Source organism: Paenibacillus shenyangensis, assembly GCF_000346635.1.
GTDB classification, from domain to species: Bacteria; Bacillota; Bacilli; order Paenibacillales; family Paenibacillaceae; genus Saccharibacillus; species Saccharibacillus dauci.
The window spans coordinates 17,050-36,135 of record NZ_AOIG01000026.1 but is presented as its reverse complement, the minus strand read 5'-3'; the positions used below and the strand labels follow the sequence as shown (position 1 = coordinate 36,135).

Annotated in this window: 17 protein-coding genes and 1 tRNA gene; 6 read left to right on the top strand and 12 right to left on the bottom strand. The window is 46.8% G+C overall.

Annotated features, from left to right (window positions below; all coding sequences use genetic code 11):
* Positions 1-122: 122 nt before the first annotated feature.
* Together gap and H065_RS0120100 are read right to left on the bottom strand one after the other, a co-directional pair.
* Complete coding sequence (gene gap, locus H065_RS0120105; protein WP_017814885.1) at positions 123-1,127, bottom strand: type I glyceraldehyde-3-phosphate dehydrogenase; 1,005 nt, start codon at positions 1,125-1,127, stop codon at positions 123-125.
* Between the two features lie 164 nt (positions 1,128-1,291).
* Entirely contained in the window at positions 1,292-2,320 is a 1,029-nt protein-coding gene (locus tag H065_RS0120100) for a sugar-binding transcriptional regulator (protein ID WP_017814884.1), read from the bottom strand.
* A gap of 246 nt (positions 2,321-2,566) precedes the next feature.
* On the opposite strand from H065_RS0120100, the gene H065_RS0120095 reads away from it, so the two are divergent.
* Together H065_RS0120095 and clpP are read left to right on the top strand one after the other, a co-directional pair.
* Positions 2,567-2,641: transfer RNA gene (locus H065_RS0120095), tRNA-Arg, on the top strand.
* 458 nt (positions 2,642-3,099) lie between these two features.
* Entirely contained in the window at positions 3,100-3,696 is a 597-nt protein-coding gene (gene clpP / locus H065_RS0120090; RefSeq protein WP_017814883.1) for an ATP-dependent Clp endopeptidase proteolytic subunit ClpP, read from the top strand.
* Between the two features lie 242 nt (positions 3,697-3,938).
* On the opposite strand, the gene H065_RS26470 is transcribed toward clpP, so the two are convergent.
* Both H065_RS26470 and H065_RS0120080 read right to left on the bottom strand, forming a co-directional pair.
* Positions 3,939-5,108, bottom strand: coding sequence for a PdaC/SigV domain-containing protein (locus H065_RS26470; RefSeq protein ID WP_017814882.1), 1,170 nt, complete (start codon positions 5,106-5,108; stop codon positions 3,939-3,941).
* Between the two features lie 296 nt (positions 5,109-5,404).
* Positions 5,405-6,163, bottom strand: a complete 759-nt coding sequence (locus H065_RS0120080) for an SIMPL domain-containing protein (protein ID WP_017814881.1) — start codon at positions 6,161-6,163, stop codon at positions 5,405-5,407.
* 315 nt (positions 6,164-6,478) lie between these two features.
* On the opposite strand from H065_RS0120080, the gene H065_RS0120075 reads away from it, so the two are divergent.
* Positions 6,479-6,946, top strand: a complete 468-nt coding sequence (locus H065_RS0120075; protein WP_017814880.1) for a stalk domain-containing protein — start codon at positions 6,479-6,481, stop codon at positions 6,944-6,946.
* Positions 6,947-7,058: 112 nt separating this feature from the next.
* On the opposite strand, the gene H065_RS0120070 is transcribed toward H065_RS0120075, so the two are convergent.
* From H065_RS0120070 to H065_RS0120030, 8 genes are all read right to left on the bottom strand, one after another.
* Positions 7,059-7,328 carry an HPr family phosphocarrier protein gene (locus H065_RS0120070; protein ID WP_017814879.1) on the bottom strand — a complete coding sequence of 90 codons (270 nt, stop codon included), beginning with the start codon at positions 7,326-7,328 and terminating at the stop codon, positions 7,059-7,061.
* Between the two features lie 150 nt (positions 7,329-7,478).
* Positions 7,479-8,417 carry a DNA-binding protein WhiA gene (gene whiA, locus H065_RS0120065; RefSeq protein ID WP_026136354.1) on the bottom strand — a complete coding sequence of 313 codons (939 nt, stop codon included), beginning with the start codon at positions 8,415-8,417 and terminating at the stop codon, positions 7,479-7,481.
* Between the two features lie 5 nt (positions 8,418-8,422).
* Entirely contained in the window at positions 8,423-9,415 is a 993-nt protein-coding gene (mgfK, locus tag H065_RS0120060) for a gluconeogenesis morphogenetic factor MgfK (protein WP_017814877.1), read from the bottom strand.
* Between the two features lie 12 nt (positions 9,416-9,427).
* Entirely contained in the window at positions 9,428-10,321 is an 894-nt protein-coding gene (gene rapZ, locus H065_RS0120055; protein ID WP_017814876.1) for an RNase adapter RapZ, read from the bottom strand.
* An 85-nt stretch (positions 10,322-10,406) separates the two neighbouring features.
* Positions 10,407-11,357 (bottom strand): ROK family glucokinase, encoded by a 951-nt coding sequence (locus H065_RS0120050; RefSeq protein ID WP_017814875.1) that lies wholly within the window; start codon positions 11,355-11,357, stop codon positions 10,407-10,409.
* A 402-nt stretch (positions 11,358-11,759) separates the two neighbouring features.
* Positions 11,760-12,713 carry a thioredoxin-disulfide reductase gene (trxB, locus tag H065_RS0120045; protein ID WP_017814874.1) on the bottom strand — a complete coding sequence of 318 codons (954 nt, stop codon included), beginning with the start codon at positions 12,711-12,713 and terminating at the stop codon, positions 11,760-11,762.
* A 53-nt stretch (positions 12,714-12,766) separates the two neighbouring features.
* Entirely contained in the window at positions 12,767-14,473 is a 1,707-nt protein-coding gene (locus tag H065_RS0120040; RefSeq protein ID WP_017814873.1) for a tetratricopeptide repeat protein, read from the bottom strand.
* 139 nt (positions 14,474-14,612) lie between these two features.
* Positions 14,613-15,560, bottom strand: coding sequence for a ribose-phosphate diphosphokinase (locus H065_RS0120030; protein WP_017814871.1), 948 nt, complete (start codon positions 15,558-15,560; stop codon positions 14,613-14,615).
* 223 nt (positions 15,561-15,783) lie between these two features.
* Here H065_RS0120030 and H065_RS0120025 point away from each other — a divergent pair, with 223 nt between their 5' ends.
* The 3 genes from H065_RS0120025 to H065_RS0120015 all read left to right on the top strand — a co-directional run bounded on the left by H065_RS0120025 (position 15,784) and on the right by H065_RS0120015 (position 18,970).
* Positions 15,784-16,302, top strand: coding sequence for a MarR family winged helix-turn-helix transcriptional regulator (locus tag H065_RS0120025; RefSeq protein ID WP_017814870.1), 519 nt, complete (start codon positions 15,784-15,786; stop codon positions 16,300-16,302).
* A gap of 123 nt (positions 16,303-16,425) precedes the next feature.
* Complete coding sequence (locus tag H065_RS0120020) at positions 16,426-17,736, top strand: HlyD family secretion protein (RefSeq protein ID WP_017814869.1); 1,311 nt, start codon at positions 16,426-16,428, stop codon at positions 17,734-17,736.
* Positions 17,720-18,970, top strand: a complete 1,251-nt coding sequence (locus tag H065_RS0120015) for an ABC transporter permease (RefSeq protein ID WP_017814868.1) — start codon at positions 17,720-17,722, stop codon at positions 18,968-18,970. Before H065_RS0120020 ends, H065_RS0120015 begins: the two co-directional genes overlap by 17 nt.
* Positions 18,971-19,086: the final 116 nt, after the last annotated feature.

The following is a 19,086-nucleotide window of genomic DNA, read 5'->3' as shown; positions in this document are numbered from 1 at the left end:
TCAGGAACAGCTTATCGCTAACACCGACAGCATCTGTCAGATGTTAACTTAGAAAAAGCGGAAACAAATGAGATCTGTTTCCGCTTTATGGAATTAATATTTATTCCAGCTGCTGCTTCGTATTAGGCTTTGTTTGCAAAGTACTCCAAAGTACGAACCAGTTGAGCTGTATAGGACATTTCGTTGTCGTACCAAGCTACAGTTTTAACCAGTTGCTTGTCGCCAACTGTCAGAACGCGAGTTTGAGTCGCATCGAACAGGGAACCGAAAGTCATACCTTTGATGTCGGAAGATACGATTTCATCTTCAGTGTAGCCATAAGTTTCCGAATCGGAAGCTTCTTTCATAGCTGCGTTGATTTCTTCAACGGTTACGGATTTTTCCAGAACAGTTACCAGCTCAGTCAGGGAACCAGTAGCTACAGGCACACGTTGTGCTCCGCCATCCAGTTTACCTTTCAGTTCTGGGATAACCAGACCGATTGCTTTGGCAGCACCAGTTGTGTTAGGAATGATGTTTTCAGCAGCTGCACGAGCACGACGGAAGTCACCTTTGGCGTGTGGAGCATCCAGAGTGTTTTGGTCGCCAGTGTAAGCGTGGATTGTAGTCATCAGACCTTCAACAACGCCGAATTTGTCTTGCAGAGTTTTTGCCATAGGTGCCAGGCAGTTTGTTGTGCAAGATGCGCCGGAGATAACTGTTTCAGTACCATCCAGGATTTCGTGGTTTACGTTGTAAACGATTGTTTTCATTTCGCCAGTTGCTGGAGCGGAGATAACAACACGCTTAGCGCCTGCTTTCAGGTGAAGCTCAGCTTTTTCTTTTGTTGTGAAGAAGCCTGTGCACTCCAGTACGATGTCTACGCCAAGCTCGCCCCAAGGCAGTTCTTCAGGGTTACGGTTAGCCAGAACTTTAACTTCTTTGCCGTTTACTTTGAAGAAACCATCGTGTACTTCAACTTCGCCGTTGAATTTACCTTGAGTAGTATCATATTTCAAAAGATGCGCCAGCATTTTAGCGTCTGTCAGATCGTTGATTGCTACCACTTCGATACCTGCTACGTCTTGAATACGACGGAAAGCCAGACGTCCGATACGTCCAAAACCGTTAATACCAACTTTAACCATGAGTTAATTCCTCCTAGAAATAAGTTTATGATTTATTCAATCAAGACATGACCCTCTCGAGCCTGTCAAGACAACGATAATAAGATGAAGCTTGTGTGTCTGCTGCCAGTGATGCATGCCGTGACACCGTCACAAGCATAACATTGATTGATACAAGGAAACCACTATAGCTCCTTGACGATCTCTCTGGCAGCGGCTTCGTCGAGGACCAGGATATCTTCCTGTCCGAATTTAAGTACAGAATGGATAGATTTGGCTTTGCTGCGTCCGCCCGCTATTCCAATAACGACTTCGGCATTCGCAATATCCTCCAGCTGAAGTCCGAGGGTCAGCATATGGTGCACCGTCTGACCATCTTCATTAAAATAGTGGCCGAATGATTCGGCTACGGCTCCAGCACTGCGGATCTCCTCTACCGTCTGTGGGTCCAGTCTCCGGCGCCGCACCATCTCCATCGCATCACCGATGCCATGAATGATAATTCGTGCACGCCGGATAAAATCGACAATCTCACGGACATTCTGATCCTGATACAGCAGCTCGTAAGCATCTCTGCGCAGCAGATCGGGCACATGCAGCAGCCGGTACTGCGCGCCTACACGCTTAGCCATGGTCGAAACGATGGAGTTAGCCTGATACTCCATGTTCTCGCCAAGTCCGCCTCTTGCCGGTACGAACCAGGCGTCCTTTAGAGGTGCTGGAAAAGTTGGGCTAAGTTGTTCTGCTACTTCGGCAAGCGTAAAGCCGCCGGTTACAGCTACAATATCATTCTCACGAATCACACTGAGCAGAGCTTTGGCACCAGCTCTGCCAAGATTCTGCTTGGTACTGGCTGATGTGTCACTGTCTCCAGGTACAATAACAACCTGTCTTAGTCCATACACATCACGGATGCGATCTTCCAATACGGACAATCCGAGCAACTCTTCCATAATAGGCTCAAGTTCCTCCAGCAGTTCCCTGCCTGCTTCGCTGATCCTCATTCCTGTACTCTCAATCTCAAGGAGTCCCTGAGCTTTGAGCAGGTCGGTCTCAGCCCGCAGTACCCGCTCTGTCATATTGAGGGAAACGGCAAGCGATCTACGCCCGACAATTCCGGTCAGCATGACCTGATGTAAAATAGCATATCTTTTCTTCAATACATCGGTGAGATCGGGCAGAAGCTGCTGTTGTATTTCAAGTAATTTTCGCATGCTTTCCACTCCTGCAACTTGTCTCGCTCAGTGTAATTGGATACCCAGTAACTCAGGCTACGTATAATGGACTCAAAATGTCCCGGCATAACTTTTTAAGTCCCACGTCTATATTAACCAATTTTTGCGTGGGAAGCAAGTCTTTGCGACAACTAATTATGGAAGATGCATGTTATAACTATTATGGAAGCGTTGCTTGCTTTTTGACTTTATTTCATCTATACTAATTCTTGCTGTTGCTGATATGCGCCCGTGGTCCAATGGATATGACGTAGGCCTCCGAAGCCTGAGATCCAAGTTCGATTCTTGGCGGGCGCGCCACTTTACTTTTCTTGCAGCAGATGCTCAGAGCTTGATCGTAGCACGTATATATTATCGCATGATTAATTACATAATCTTTTCTTCGATGAAATAGTAATGACGTAACCAGCCCAGGCTGGTTATTTTTGTATCTGCATATAATAGTATTCCTATAGTAGCAATTATATATACGCGGCCAGATCTGCATTTCAAGATAAGACTTGTCGGATCCGTGATCCAGTCTCTATCTTATAGACGGGACATATTGTGTCCATAGAGAACAGCAAATGTTCCTCTTCATCATTAACCCATTTTTTAGCAGTTCAGGCAGTTTTACAGTCAATAGTTTGACTATCTTTGACTTTTAGTTTGAATTATCCTATAATGTGGTAAGAACAATTGAGTTCCTGATATTGTTTGAAGTAATGATCCACTATATAATCACACTTATTATGATTGTAATCTAAGGAGGGTTTCTAGTGAGTTATATCCCAATGGTCGTTGAACAGAGCAGCCGTGGTGAACGTGCGTATGACATTTACTCCCGTCTGCTGAAAGACCGTATCATTTTCCTTGGTTCTGAGGTTAACGATATGGTAGCGAATGCAATTATTGCACAGATGCTGTTCCTGGAAGCCGAAGACCCTGAGAAAGATATTCACCTCTACATTAACAGCCCAGGCGGTTCCATTACTGCAGGTATGGCTATTTACGATACAATGCAATTTATCAAAGCCGATGTATCTACGATCTGCGTAGGTATGGCTGCGAGTATGGGCGCGTTCCTGTTGAATGCAGGTGCCAAAGGCAAGCGTTTTGCGCTGCCAAACAGTGAAGTTATGATTCACCAACCACTGGGTGGTGCTCAAGGTCAGGCAACGGATATCGAAATCCGTGCACGTCGTATCCTCAAAATGCGTGACAAGCTGAACAAAATCCTGGCTGAACGTACAGGCCAGCCGTTGGAACGTATCGAAAAAGATACCGATCGTGACTATTTCATGACTGCTGCAGATGCACAGGAATACGGTCTGATCGATAAAGTTATCGAAAAAACACCTCCGCAAGGAGTATAAGCCGGCAACTGCCAGCCTATCCAAACACCTCCAGACTAATGTCTGGAGGTGTTTTTGTTCTGCTGTTATTCGCTACCTTTCATTCTCCTGTTACCTATGCGATTTTGAACTCCCCTTTCCTCATCTGCCGAAAAAGAAATACATAATAAAAAAAACCTGTTCAACATCGTACGATCACGATGGAACAGGTTCTTGGGATATTCCTATCTATTTATGTTCTGCATAGCAATGTTCAAAAAAAATTAGGATTGATAAGCGGACAGTGGGTTGGTACCCGATTTCAGCAGTTGGCTGAAGGTAAAGTCGATTTTCGGGTTACCTGCTGCTCCCGGAGCAATATCATACTTCTGGAAGAAGATCGTGAATCCGCTATCTGTCAGATAGTAATTCTCCAGGTATTTGCTGGAGTTTTTGCTCAGGTCATTGAACTGCTCCAGCGATAGCCCCTCAGTATCTGCGTTTTTCTTGATATGTGTCTGGATCAGCTTTTTGATATCCTGGCTGTAGTTGCTGTTGGACTTGAGCAGATCGGACAACTGAATAGCTTTGCCATCTTTCAGTGAGAACGTCATGCTGGTCAGGATATCGTCACCATGTGCCCCGCCCAGATATTGATAATCAGTCAACAGGAAGCTGATAACCCCATTACGGTTATAAGTGACTTTGTAGCCGCCATCAATTTCGTAAGTAATATCTTTGTTAGCAGGCGCTCCGGCTTCTTTGACCTGTTTTTGCATGGTCGTCAGGAACTGGTCAGAATGTGCTTTGAGAGCTTTATTGATCTTGGTTTGTGCAGCTTCATTTTCCAGACCGGATACAACTGGGTATACAATATTGAAGTTAGTGTATTTATTTTGAGTAGAAGATTCCAGTTTATTGCCTGTTACTTCTACATCGTTCATGCCTGCAGCTGTTACATTGACAGTACGTGTAGCATTATTCCACAGCGCACGATAGCCAAACGGCTCGGTTACTGCCTTGATTGCTACATAAGTTGTCCCTTTGACTACGCTGGCATCATAGCTGTCACCGACTGCACTGCCATTCAGACGCACAAATACCATGTCTTTCTGATTAAGGTCATAGCTCACTTTATTTTTGCCTTTAGTGATAGTTGCCGTATGTTCTTTGGAATTGTAGGTAACTGTTGCGCCTACTGTTTTTGCTATGTCTTTGAGAGGAAGCAACATGCTGCCGGATTTGCTCAGCATTCCCTTGGCCGAGATCGCTTTGCCTTCCACTTGTACATTGATTACGGATTTGGCAGATGAAGAAGTGCTTGCTGCATAAGCAGAGGATTGTACCAAAGGCAGCGTTGCTGCTGTACCTGCAGCTGTCAGGCTGGTCGCGAGTACGATTGCTGATAGTTTTTTGAGATAGGTTGTGTTCTTCATGTTCTGGTGCTTGTCCATAATTAATCTCTCCTTCGAATAGGTCAATTGCCACAATTTTTAGTATAACGATAAACTTGTCCTTTAGATTTACAAAGAACTTAACAAGGATTTACAACATAGTCATGCCCGATGAATCAAAAGTAATAAAAGTGTAAACAAACTTTCCTGTCGGCGTCATGCATAAGACCTTCAGGAAAGTTTCTATATTTGGCATATCGCTGGTTTAATAAACTTCCGTTATACTGAAACGATAAAGGGGTTATCCCGTATAATAGTTACAATACTGACGATTTTACCCTATTCACCTTTTCAGCTTACTTCATAGCATACTGTACGTTAAGACTAATGTTCAACTCTACCATCCCCGGTTCAATCTCAGTCGATTTGTCTGCACGTGCCGATTCCATTGCAGTGCTCTGGGATACATATACCGGTGGAGCCTCGACGCCTGCTTCACTTACAGATACCAGATCCCCCAGTGTACGATTAGCCGCTTTGGCGATAGAGCCTGCTTTGGCTGCTGCATCTGCCATTGCTTTTTGAATGACTTGATCTTCATAGGTTTTGGTATTCTCTACGTTAAAGCTTACAGATCCTACATTGTTGGCACCTACAGTGGAAGCTGCATCCAGCAGTGCGCCGATCTTCTCCATGTTGCGGTAGGTCACCTGCAGAGTATGATAAGCCGTATAGCCTGTAACTTTTTGCTGATCCTTTTCGTTATAACTATAGTTCGGCTGTACATAAAATTGCACGCTCTCGATATCCTTGTCTGCAATAGACCATTTGTTTTTCAACAGATTGTTCAGTTTGCTCATCTTCTGAGCATTGGCAGCTTGTGCTTTGGAAGCTGTAGCTGCAGTGGTCTGTACGCCTATAGAGAGGTAAGCCACATCCGGTTTGACAGATAACTTGCCATTGCCGCTGACGTTAATTGTACCCGCCATTGTAGTCATTGATGTCGTCTCTGCAGCATATGCTGTAGATACTCCCGGCAGACTCACGCCCATACCTACGCTTGTAAACACAGCTCCAGCCAATAGCAATGAAGCCATATAGTGATTTCGTTTCATAAATATTCACCCTTTCTTGGTTCTACTTACTAAACGAATGTTTTGAATCGAATGTTGCATTGGGTAAAGGATAGAAGAGAGCTTGGTGACTAAAACAACGATCAATGGATATGGCGAGAGGCTCTTTAACCACTCGTTAACGCTTTCTTTATGTATATGGCTATTTCATTCGGCAAAAGATTTGAAAGAGCTGCAGCTTCATCGTGACAACTGCTGTTATTTTACTTATAATCTCATATAATCCCACCCTCGAAATCCTGCATAACAACAGGGGTTTGGAGAGATAGGGATTATCAGAAAGAGGGGAGAGTCACCATGTTCAAAAACAAGTTTCGACGGAATTCCATTTTGCTGCTGGCAGGTATCCTGGTGCTGAGTGCCCTGATCCAGCCTGTTACTGCTTCTGCTGCTGCACCACCGCGCCAGGTGAAGCTGGAATGGAATGGCACACGCCTTCCGGAGAACGGACTGCTCATTGATGGAAATACTATGATTCCGGTGGTGCTCCTGCGTGATTCACTTGGAGTCACCCTGCGGTACGAGCCCGCCGTTAAAACATATACACTGCTGCAAAATGATGATCAGCTGGATATGGTAATGACCGCTTCCGGTGTTACCATGCGGCTGAATAATCATCAGTGGAATGGACCAAGTGCCCAGATCGTGAATGGACGAATGTATATTCCATTTACCGTACTGCGTGATGGGTTTGGATATCAGAGTTCATGGAATGCGGTACAGCTCAAATTGAACTTTGCCAAAAAGGGAGTCTTTTTCGAATAGATTTCCCAGAATTGAGACGGCTGCCTGCTGAATAAGGTAATCCTGACCAACATACCAAAAAACCGCCACAGTATTCTGTGACGGCTGACCTCTCATCCTGGGATGAGGGGTTTTATTGGTTTTCCAGTTCTTCTTTGCTGACTAATCCTACTAAAGCGTTTACAGCTGATTCTGCATCCGCACCCTCTGCACTGATGTATACTTCAGTACCCGAGCTGATTGCCAGACTCATGATTCCCATGATGCTTTTGGCATTTACTTTTTTATCGTCTTTTTCCACGAAAATTTCCGCGGAGTATTTATTCGCTTCCTGTACAAACAATGCTGCAGGTCGTGCGTGTAATCCCGTTTTCAGACGAACCACTACCGGGTGTTTTATCATGTGATTATTACCCCCTATAATACATATTCATTACGATTTATTTGTTCACTACACTGAAGCCCATTTTATGAACACTGTATACATCATACTACATTATTATAACATGCGCTTTAGCAGAAAAAAATAAAGCTTACCTGGTCGGTACAAATTTTAGACCAGGTGCTCATTGCGTACTCTATCAGCAAGCTCGTCAATTTTGCGAAGCCGATGATTGACCCCGGATTTGCTGACGCCACCCTTGAGCATTTCGCCAACTTCCTTGAGGTTCATATCCGGATGGGCCAGACGAATCTCTGCTACTTCGCGCAGCTTGTCCGGCAGCTGTTCCAGTCCCAGATGGCGCTGGATCAGACGAATATTATCGATCTGACGCACAGCAGCGCCGATCGTTTTGTTTAGATTAGCGGTCTCGCAGTTGACGATCCGATTCACGGAGTTGCGCATATCCCGCATAATCCGGACATCTTCAAACTTGAACAGCGCCTGGTGTGCACCAATGATGCTGAGGAACTCGATAATCTTCTCGCCCTCTTTGATATATAAAATAAAGCCTTTTTTACGCTCGATACAGCGCGCATTCAGCTCGAATTCATTCGCCAGATCAACCAGGGCCTGACACTGCTCCTCATACATCGAAGCAATCTCCAGATGGTAGGATGAACCTTCCGGATTGTTAACCGACCCTCCAGCCATAAAAGCGCCACGCAGATAAGCCCGTTTACAGCAAGTTTTGCTAACCATATCCTTGTTGATACCCGGGGTAAACATAAAGCCTTCCGAGACGATTGTGAGCTTGCTCAGAATCGCCTGGACACCGGCAGGGATACGAACGATATATACGTTATTCTTTTTGAGCCGCATTTTTTTGCGCACGAGAAGCTCGGTGTGCACAGCAAAATGCTTTTTGATCAAGGAATAAATCCGTCTTGCGATTGCGGCATTTTCGGTGGAAATATCCAGTATCACTTTTTTGTTGGATACCTGGACCGATCCGTTCATCCGGATCAGCGCCGCCAGCTCCGCCAGTTCACAGCAGTCGTCGGCTTCAACCATCGTTAGTTCCTTTTTCGTTTGCGCCGCAAATGACAATGGACTCACCCTTTCGCTAAAATATGTTTCTTCACCTGTTCATAAATATGATGGCTTAGCTGCTCTGCATCATGACGCAGATAGGTTCCATACATGACCAGTTTATCCGCAATAATTTTGTATCCCATACTTTCAACTTTATCCGCATCGAGTTTGACCGGCTTGGCGCCTTTTTCAGCGTAGCGGTTTTGCACTTTGACTGGAATCGGTTCGTTATTAACAAGCACATAGTCGAACAACCGGTGACCTACATGCTCATAGATCGCTTCCAGATGATCACTGACTGTGTAATTATCCGTCTCTCCCGGCTGGGTCATGACATTACACACAAATAGACGTGGTGCCTTGGACGCCAAAATCGCTTCTACCAGCTTGGGCACGAGCAGATTCGGAAGCAGACTGGTATACAGACTGCCTGGACCGATCAGAATAGCATCGGCTTCCTGAATAGCACGTACAGCCTCTGGCAACGGCTCCACGTGGTCCGGTTCAAGAAACAGACGTTTGATCCGCTTGCCTGCTTCGGGGATCTTGGATTCCCCGGTGACAATCGTTCCATCTTCCATCTCTGCGTGCAAAATAACGGCTTGTTCCGCTGCCGGTAGAACAGCACCTCTGACCGCGAATACACGGCTCAGTTCCCGCACTGCCGTAACAAAGTCTCCGGAGATATCTGTCATTGCCGCAAGGATCAGATTACCCAGGCTGTGACCAGCCAAGCCTTCTCCTTTTTGAAACCGGTACTTGAGCATTTCCGACATCAGCGGCTCCACATCCGCCAGCGCAGTGAGTACGTTGCGTATATCTCCCGGCGGTGGCATCTTCAGCTCATCCCTCAGAATTCCGGAGCTCCCTCCATCATCCGCTACAGTAACAATAGCGGTAATATCAAGTGGCTTCTCCTTGAGGCCCCTGAGCATAACGGACAGACCGGTGCCGCCCCCCATAACTACAATACGGGGACGAAGCACCGGCAGACCCGGTTGTGAAATTGACATATGTTCCACTCCTTAATGCCGATCACGATCAGCATCACGATGACTGACACGAACGGTTTCTGTCTCACTCGCTCCCAGCATACGACCCAGATATTCGGAAATGGCTACAGAGCGGTGTTTGCCTCCTGTACAACCGATACCGATAATGACCTGACTTTTGCCTTCATTGCGATAATGGGGAATGAGAAAATGCAGCATATCCAGCAATTTGGTCAGAAACGCCTGTGTCTCCGGCCATTTCATTACGTATTCATACACGTCACTGTCCTGACCGGTATGCGGCCTCAGATGGTCCACATAGTGAGGGTTGGGCAGAAAACGTACATCAAAAATCAGATCTGCATCGATGGGAATACCATATTTGAATCCAAATGAAGTGACATTGACCGATAACCGATTGCTCTCCAGATGAGAGAAACGGGAAATAATTTTCTCTTTGAGTTTGGCCGGTTTGCTGGTGCTGGTATCGATGACCTGGGTCGCCGATGTCTTCAGCTCATCCAACATTTTGCGTTCCAGCCGGATACCGTCAAGCGGCATGCCATCCGGTGCAAGCGGATGCCGGCGCCGACTTTCCTTGTAGCGCTGAACCAGTACGGCATCACTGGCATCCAGGAATAGGATCTCCGTATGGATCGTATAATGATTTTTCATATAGCTCAGGGACTCGGAAAGAGCAGGGAAAAATTCACGACCACGTAGGTCGATTACGAGTGCCACTTTGCCGATTTTACCATTCGATTGCTCGATCAGCTCGGCAAATTTGGGAATCAGAACGGGCGGCAAATTGTCTACACAGAAAAAGCCAAGATCCTCCAGGCTTTGTACTGCAATGGTCTTGCCTGCACCGGACATTCCTGTAATGATAACCATGGTTGATGTCGATGAATTCTCAGTATTGCTCATTCGTAAGTCCCCTCCCTGTTAGATATTATTATCCGATCCAATGATACAACCGGAAATTGGCATAGATCGATGATTCTTATATGGTTCAGCGCAGCAGCAGACCTGCTGCACCTACGATACCTGCATCATTGCCCAGCTTGGCAGGAATAATCTCCACGCCCTGCTGAAGTGGTGCAGGCGTACATTCCATGAACACTTCACGAATCTTGTCAAACAGGATATCTCCGGCTTTGGAGACACCTCCACCTACGATAAACCGTTCCGGATTCAGTGTCGCTGCTACAGATGCCATCGATTTGCCCAGATAAAAAGCAGCACGGTTCACAATCCGGATGCTCACTTCGTCGCCCGCTTTGGCTGCATCAAAAATATCCTTGGCTGTAAGCTTGCTTTCGATCGTAGAGAGACTGGTAGCATCGCCACGCTCTACCGCTTCAACAGCCATACGGATAATACCTGTAGCAGAAGAAACGGTCTCCAGACAACCCATTTTACCGCAGCCGCACTGAATAGCCTCCAGGTCCGGTACGACAGAGATATGGCCAATTTCACCAGCAAGTCCGGCGAAGCCTTGATAAATCTTGCCGTTAATAATAATTCCGCCGCCAACACCCGTACCGAGTGTATAGCAGACGCAATCGGTTACACCTTTGCCGGCACCACTCCAGGCTTCACCCAGTGCAGCCACATTGGCATCATTATCAATCACTATCGTTTTACCGATACGTTCTTCCAGAATGGCGCGGATCGGTACATTGCGGAAACCAATATTCGGCGCCAACAGGATCACACCGGCACGCAGATCCGTAAATCCGGCTACACCTGCTCCTACTCCAACCAGCTGGTCCCAGGTATAAGGTGATTGCTCCACAATAAGACGTACATACTTCTCGATATTTTCGATTACTGCGTCGGTACCCTTTTCTTTCTCGGTAGGGCCCTCGTACGTATGAAGCAGTTCACCTTCCTGGTTGCAAATCCCAACCTTGATTGCAGTACCGCCAAGATCGACGCCGACATAAATTTTCTCAGACATATGACCGATCCACCTTTTCTACTCGAAATTTAATATATATCGATACGCACTTTCTCTGCATCGTCTCATCCGCATCCATTGTAGTGAATTATTCAGATCGGTATACATGAATGAGCAGAATGCTTACGCTCCACTCCCATTGTATCACTTCCACTGTTGCAAAGATTGGACAAAATGCGATTATACACTAATTTATAGTACGGAAATGCACTGTTCTTCTTGTAAAAAAGCGATATTTCACCGTGCTCACTCCCTAGAGGAGAAGCCATATTCCAATGTGAACGTTCGTATCCAACTATAAGCGAATGGACTCATCAGGTCAAGCGGTACCCGCGGGTCTGTTGTCTTGATCCTGCCCGCCAAAAAGGGAGCCATGACGGCTCCCTCCGTATTCATTGTTCATTACTTGTCGAGCGCTTCGCTCCAGTCGTGGATCATATGGCCTTCCAGATATTTCTCGCAATCCATCGCTGCCATACAACCGCTGCCTGCAGCTGTAATTGCCTGACGATAGCGTGTATCCTGAACGTCACCGCAGGCGAATACGCCCGGGATATTGGTTTCTGTTGTACCTGGCGTTACCAGAACATAACCGTGTCCATCCAGATGTACATGACCTTTGAGGAAATCGGTATTTGGTGTATGACCAATTGCTACGAATACACCATCCGCTTCAAGCAGTTCTTCCTGACCCGTCTCGTTGTTCAGTACTTTCAGTCCTTTAACACCCATATCTCCTGCTACGACTTCAACCGGCTTGCGGTTCAGTGCCCAGCTGATTTTCGGGTTATCTTTGGCACGATCCTGCATGATTTTAGAAGCACGCAGTTCTTCGCGGCGGTTTACTACGGTTACATCTGTAGCAAATCGTGTCAGGAAGCTCGCTTCTTCCATTGCGGAATCGCCGCCACCAACCACAATAATCTTTTTGTTACGGAAAAAGAAGCCGTCACATGTTGCACATGTACTTACACCGCGACCTACGTTGTCCTGCTCACCCGGAATTCCCAGGTATCTGGCCGAAGCACCGGTGGAAATGATAATACTCTCCGCTTCCAGTTCGCCCATGCCTTCTACTTTAACTTTGAATGGACGCTCGGAAAAGTCGACCTGTTCTACCCAACCGGACTTGAATTCCGCTCCAAAACGCTCGGCCTGCTTGCGCATATTGTCCATCAGTTCCGGTCCCATAATGCCTTCAGGAAAGCCCGGGAAGTTCTCGATTTCGGTTGTTGTCGTCAGTTGGCCACCTGGCTGCAGTCCTTCGATAACAAGCGGCTGCATATTTGCGCGCGCCAGATAAATTGCTGCTGTAAGGCCTGCAGGCCCGGTTCCGATAATAATTGATTTGTACATACTTCCAACTACCTCCTTGTATTGAATGAACATCTGTCCATCACAGCTGTCATTTACGATCCTTGTGTACTTTTTGCTTGCGCATAACGCACTTTTTGCTGTACACTGCATACCCTGTTGATCCGGCGCGCGTATCTGCTAATAATGGAGACAGATACGCCGTAATGCTGGGCCACCTCATCATATGTGAGTGGGAGACGATGTATTCGGGCTACCAGATATTCCAGCGCTGCTGCCCAGCCTTCCGGATGGTGAAGCAGTGGGAGTTCGGGATAGACCCTTTTTATAAATTCAATCCATAGTGCTTCCACATCATGGTTAAATCTGGAGTCATATCGTTTGTGCGACTGTACGGTCGCCTGCTCAATAATCTGCTGCCAGCGTTCATCCCAGAGCGGCAGACTCATGCGTGCTGCTTCAATATCTTCGATCAGCTCATCCGGCGACAGGGACTGATTCGCAGCCCATTGCCGCAGCAGACGTTCTGCTGCATGACGCAGCTCTTCGGAGATCAATGGACGGTTCACATACTGCCGCAGTGCCGTATGTACTTCGTGATCTCCATCAAGTACATACGACTCGAGCGCATGGAGCTGTTCGCTCTCGCTTCCATGACGAAGAACATGCAGGAATTGCGCCGCATTCGGCTCGGATGATCTGCCGTCAGACTGCTCTCTGGTATAAAAATAAGACATCTTCTGTACACCATATCGGTAAGAAGGGGTTAATGTACCCTCGCGTACCTCCTGCAAATGATCCAGATAAAATGCCGGCACCTCGGCGCCTGGCTCGAAGCGCAAAATTCGCTTCCATAGCTTTTCTGCTTCATCATATTTACCCATATAACAGGCTGCTGCCGCTGTATAATGATACATTTCCCAATGCTTCATCAAATCATCATGTCGCAGCAGCCTCCGGAAATGATGATACGCACATTGATGCTCACCGAGCATCGCCATCGTCGTCGCCAGCTTGAGCTGGTGTTCTTGATGCAGCGGTGTTACACGGCGGAGCTGCTCCAGCTGCTGATCCAGTGCAGGGTCTTCATGATAATAGCTCAGAATAGCCTGATTGCACAGAGCATGAAGATTGCTCGGGTCCTGCTTCAGCACTTCGCCAACCTGCTCGGCAGCCAGCTCCAGCATTCCCTGCTGATAATAGGCGACAGCCAGATTGTTGCGTGCCGCAAACAGATCCGGCTGCTCCTCAATCAGCTGGTTAAGCATTGCACAGGCTGCTTCCATTTCACCTTGTTCCAGCAGCTCGCGCGCCTGATCCAGGCGATCCGTCGCTGTAGCCGACGCAGTTAGAGCTGGACTGCTGCCAGCCGGTCGCTTCATTTCGTGACGGATCAGATCCATCATCTCTTCGGCTTCACCAGCGAACTGGCCATGACGATCCTGGTCCAGATAGGTGAGCAGCTCCTGCTCTGCCTGCTCGAATTGTTCCATATTCGCATAATTATTCGCTTTATAAAAATGACACTCGACCATCGAAGGGTCTACGGTGTCCATAATGGTCTGCAGCACCTGATTGGAAGCTTCATACTTGCCCATTTCCGATAATATCCCTGCCATATTGCAATGGTTAACAGGATTATCCGGCTCGTACTCCACAGCCTTTTCAAAATATTTCAATGCCTTGTCGTAACGATAATGGTCTAATGAGCGAACGGCCCTTTCAAAAAAGAAGTTCGCATCCAGCTTAAGCGTAATGACTTTTCGTTCGGTATCTTCGACTTTTCGCTTGTATTCATTCACCGGACCAAGGCACCTCCTTTAATACGTTCCACCTACAAAAATATAGTTATCGACGAAAAACATCATCCAACAGTATAACATATCCTGCTCATCTGCTAAAGCCACATCCCCAAATGCGGCTTTGCTCATTTCATTTGGATCAAATACCTGCATCACTGAACATGGTGGCGATAGAACCGCCTTCCATAATAATGCGTACAGCATGTGCCAGCATCGGCGATACGGATAATACAGTCAGCCGATCCAGATGTCCTGGCGGCAGACTGATCGAATCTGTCACAATCAGCTCGCGGATATAAGGGTGATCCAGACGCTGCAAGGCAGCACCGGAAAATAAACCATGGGTTGCGCAAACGATTGCTTCACGGGCCCCACGTTCTTTGAGACTTTCAACCACATTGACGATGGTTGTACCGGTATCGATCAGATCCTCGATAATAATCGGAGTCTTGCCTTCCACATCACCGATTACATGAGTAATGACCGATTCATTATGGGCAGGTCTTTTTTTGATCATCATGGCAAATGGGGTATCCAGACGATTGGCGAGTTTCTCCGCCATGTAAGCACGTCCGGCATCCGGAGACACTACCACTGCATCTTCTATTTGTTTATCACGCAAATACCCGCTGATCAGATCAAGCGCTGTCAAATGATCCACCGGTATATTAAAGAAACCCTGAATAGCCGAAGCATGCAGATCAATCGTAATGATCCGGTCTGCACCCACTGTCGTAAGTACATCAGCGACCATTTTGGCAGAGATCGGTTCCCGAGGTGCAGACTTGCGCTCCTGTCGGGCATATCCATAATAGGGAATTATCAAATTTATTGTTCCTGCCGAAGCTCTTTTGGCAGCATCAATCATAACCATCAACTCTACAAACAATTCATTGATCGGATGAGACAGCGACTGGACCAGAAATACATCCATATTACGAATCGATTCTTCGTAGTGTACATAAGTCTCTCCACTTTTGAACTGGGACAGCTTGATTTTACCGAGCGGTACACCCAGACGTTCTGCAATCTGTGCACTCAGTTCAGGACTTGATGATCCCGAGAATATACGCATTTTTTCTTTCATGGGCCCTCCTGTAGATAGCCTGCTGACTTTTACTTTATTTTAGCCTGCTTTGTGCCGATATCATAGTCAATTCTATATTTATCTTATGAATATCTATGAAGAATAATGTCGTTATAACACAGTTTACAGAATATTATGTTGAAATTTTCATAAAATTTTCTTGACCAAACTAGTTCGGCGCCGTACAATTATCTTCATCGAAGACTTCAGAAAGGTGAGTAAAATGCCGAATATAGATTCATCAGGCTCCAAATGCAGTACGCTGAAGGAATTGGACCGGCTCAGTGAACTGGCGCCTTTGTTTCCCGAGATTAATGTCGAATGTATGTTGACCTCTCTGTTGTTGGTGCGCACTTCTCATGATTTGTATAACCAATCAGCTTCCCTACTGACGGAACGCGGAATCTCACAAGGCAAGATGCGTATCCTGACCTCTTTGTTACTGCGCAAGAAACCACTGCTTCCTTCCGAACTGGCCAAATCTGCAGGTGTTACACGCTCCACTATGACCGGACTGATTAATGGTCTGGAAAAAGACGGCTTGATCCGGCGTGGAGCTCACGAAGATCGTCGTATGACAGCTATTCACTTAACTGAAGAAGGCGAGACTTTGTTAATGACGACGCTGCCTGAATATGCCCGTGTGGTTACTTCAGTTATGTCTCAATTGACGGATGGAGAACGGGGAATGTTGCAAGAATTACTGTACAAACTGCGTACAGGTATTGAACTTAATGAATAATTTCAGCTTTTTTTGCGTTAGTTGTTCGGCGCCGTACTATTTGGCGGCTAATAATATATTTTTTATTAAAATGCCTTTGTGGCATGTACTCATTGATTTTATCAGATAGGAGAGCATATCAAAGTGAAAATTGTAAAACTTATTCCGATTATTCTATTAATCGTTGCATTGGGAGTTGGAGGTACGTTGCTTGCCATGCATGGCAAGGATGCAGTATCGATGGCTGCCATGAAAAAAGAAGGCGTGCTGACGGTCGATACCGTAAACAGCTCTTTTGAAGGACAATCCGGCAAAATCAGTGCTGTCAAAGTCAAAGAAGAACAGCATGTCAAAAAAGGACAGACTCTGCTCGTTCTGGATACGCGCGATATCGATCTGCAGATCAAAGGCGTTAAAGAGCAAATGTCCCAAATTGATGTTCAAATCAGCCAGGCACAAAGCAGCCTGACCAGTCAGGCACACAAGCTGGCCGAGCAAAAAGCCAATGCCCAGCTGAATATCGAAGCCGCTAAGGTAGCTGAACAGAAAGTACTGACCGGTGCCCGTCCAGAAGATATCCGCAGCCAGGAAATTGCCGTGGATTCTGCCAAAAAATCTGTTGAAGTGGCCAACAATGGCGTAACTGCCGCACAGACAGCAGTCGAAGCTGCCCAGCAGACACTGGATTATGCCAAAACCAACTATGACCGTGCCAAGTCTTTATTTGATAATGGTCTGGGTACACAGGCCAGCCTTGATACTGCCCAGAACAGTGTAGATACAGCAACCAAACAGGTGCAGAGCGCCCAGGATCAATTGAATTCTGCGATGAAGCAAGTAGAGGTTGCCAGCAATCAAGTGAGCACGCAGGAAAATGCACTGCAAAAGCTCCAAAATGGCGCTACTACCGAAGAACGCCAGCAAGCACATGTGCAGCTCGAACAGGCACAACAAGCACTGAAGCAGATAGAACAGGGGCAGGAAGATATCGATAATGGCAAATACAATATCGAACTGCTTAAAAAACAAAAAGATTCCCTGCAAGTAACACTGGATGGTTATGAAGTTCAGAAAGGCCGCCGGATTCTGACAGCTGCTGATGATGGCAAAGTAACCCGCGTTGTTCCAAAAGTAGGCGAGAATGTCTCTGCCGGTACACCTGTTGTCGTTATTGAGACTGGCAAACTGTACTACGACCTGTATGTAGGCGAAGAAAATATCAAGTCCTTCCAGGCAGGTGCCAAAGTATCGACCGACGTTATCTCTCTTGGCAAAAATGTTCAGGGTACCGTACGCTACATCACTTCTGCGCCGCAATATGCTGCGCTGCGCATGAGCCGTGAAAAAGGTCAGTCGGATACGACTTCCTTTATCGTTCGTGTAGATGTGAAACGTACTTCTGACTTGCTGCCGGGAATGACGGTGGAGGTTCCAACCAATGAAAGCCATAATTGATGAATTCAAGCATATTCTGAACGGCAAATTCATTTTTATTATCCTGATTGCGCCGCTGATCATCTCAGCGGCCTTCGGGTATGTATTTAAAAACAATCAGCTGAATGAAGCTCCGGTCGCTGTCGTGGATTTGGACCATAGCGCCTATAGCCAGCAGCTGATCCAGAAGCTGGATGCCGATCAGTATATCCATATTAGCTATATTACGTATAACTACATGGAGCCTAACAGCTTTATGTATAATGAAGAATATTTTGGTGTTATTTATCTGCCATCCGGACTGGAAAAAGCTCATGCACAAGGGGCCCAGACCAATATTGGATTGTATGTGGATACTTCACTGTCTACAGCCACTACGTATCTGCGTAACGGGGTAACAGAAGTGATCGCTGCCGAAAACTCTGCTGCTGCAGCCAACAGACTGGTGGCCATGGGAGTCAGCTCGGCACAGGCAACCAACTTCTCGACTGGTTTGAATCTGCAGACACGCCTGCTGTATAACCCGACCAACAATATGCTGATGAGCTCGGTTATCGGTTTTGTGAATACAGTGTTCCTGTCTATTCTTGGCGGAGCGACGCTGACGATCATACCGCGTCTGCGTGAGCAGGGACTGCTCAAGGATATGCTGCGACGTCCGCTGAGTCTGGTACTGCGTGTTCTGCCTTATTCGATTATTGCGACCTGCTCCATGTATCTCGTCATGGGTTGTCTCAAGCAGGTAGGTGGCCTGCGGTTTGAAGCGAATGTCTATCAGCTATGGATTCCGTTCCTGATGTATGCAATCGCTCTGTCCCTGCTCTGTATGATGATTGGCTGGAGTGCTTCCAGTCCAGCCAAAGCAGCTGGCCGGATTACCATGATCCTGCTGCCATCATTTATCCTGAGTGGTGCGCAGCTTCCGGTAGCCCTGCTGCCGCCGATTCTGCAAAATGTCAGCCATGCGCTGCCGCTGTCCTGGCACTTCAAGTTCCTGCGCGGTCTTGGATTCCGCGGTGGTGACCTGCATTACTTTATGCAGGAAATCGGTGGATTCCTGATCCTGATCACTTGTATTCTAGTCGTGATCTTCCTGCTGATGCTGAATGAAATGCGCAAGATCCGCAAAGCGGAAAAAGAAGGCACGCTGCATCCGGATGAGGTTGACTCCACGGAGACAGTTATTACTTCCGATTCCGATTCGGCGCTTATCCTGCCTAAGAGTGATAAGCAGGCGGGTCCAAGTCACAGTTAAGCTGGAACAGCCATTGCAATCACGGTATGGATCAAGCATCCAACCATCTATTCTATATATGAATAAGATAGATTCGAACCACATATATCCAAAAAGCCCACTGGCCTGTTTACACG

Coding starts and splice junctions, on each gene's coding strand:
- rapZ (WP_017814876.1), bottom strand. CDS start 10,321: ATGAGCAATACTGAGAATTCATCGACATCAACCATGGTTATCATTACA.
- H065_RS0120050 (WP_017814875.1), bottom strand. CDS start 11,357: ATGTCTGAGAAAATTTATGTCGGCGTCGATCTTGGCGGTACTGCAATC.
- H065_RS0120030 (WP_017814871.1), bottom strand. CDS start 15,560: ATGAAAGAAAAAATGCGTATATTCTCGGGATCATCAAGTCCTGAACTG.
- H065_RS0120070 (WP_017814879.1), bottom strand. CDS start 7,328: ATGATAAAACACCCGGTAGTGGTTCGTCTGAAAACGGGATTACACGCA.
- H065_RS26470 (WP_017814882.1), bottom strand. CDS start 5,108: ATGGACAAGCACCAGAACATGAAGAACACAACCTATCTCAAAAAACTA.
- mgfK (WP_017814877.1), bottom strand. CDS start 9,415: ATGTCAATTTCACAACCGGGTCTGCCGGTGCTTCGTCCCCGTATTGTA.
- H065_RS0120015 (WP_017814868.1), top strand. CDS start 17,720: ATGAAAGCCATAATTGATGAATTCAAGCATATTCTGAACGGCAAATTC.
- trxB (WP_017814874.1), bottom strand. CDS start 12,713: ATGTACAAATCAATTATTATCGGAACCGGGCCTGCAGGCCTTACAGCA.
- H065_RS0120100 (WP_017814884.1), bottom strand. CDS start 2,320: ATGCGAAAATTACTTGAAATACAACAGCAGCTTCTGCCCGATCTCACC.
- H065_RS0120025 (WP_017814870.1), top strand. CDS start 15,784: ATGCCGAATATAGATTCATCAGGCTCCAAATGCAGTACGCTGAAGGAA.
- H065_RS0120080 (WP_017814881.1), bottom strand. CDS start 6,163: ATGAAACGAAATCACTATATGGCTTCATTGCTATTGGCTGGAGCTGTG.
- gap (WP_017814885.1), bottom strand. CDS start 1,127: ATGGTTAAAGTTGGTATTAACGGTTTTGGACGTATCGGACGTCTGGCT.
- H065_RS0120075 (WP_017814880.1), top strand. CDS start 6,479: ATGTTCAAAAACAAGTTTCGACGGAATTCCATTTTGCTGCTGGCAGGT.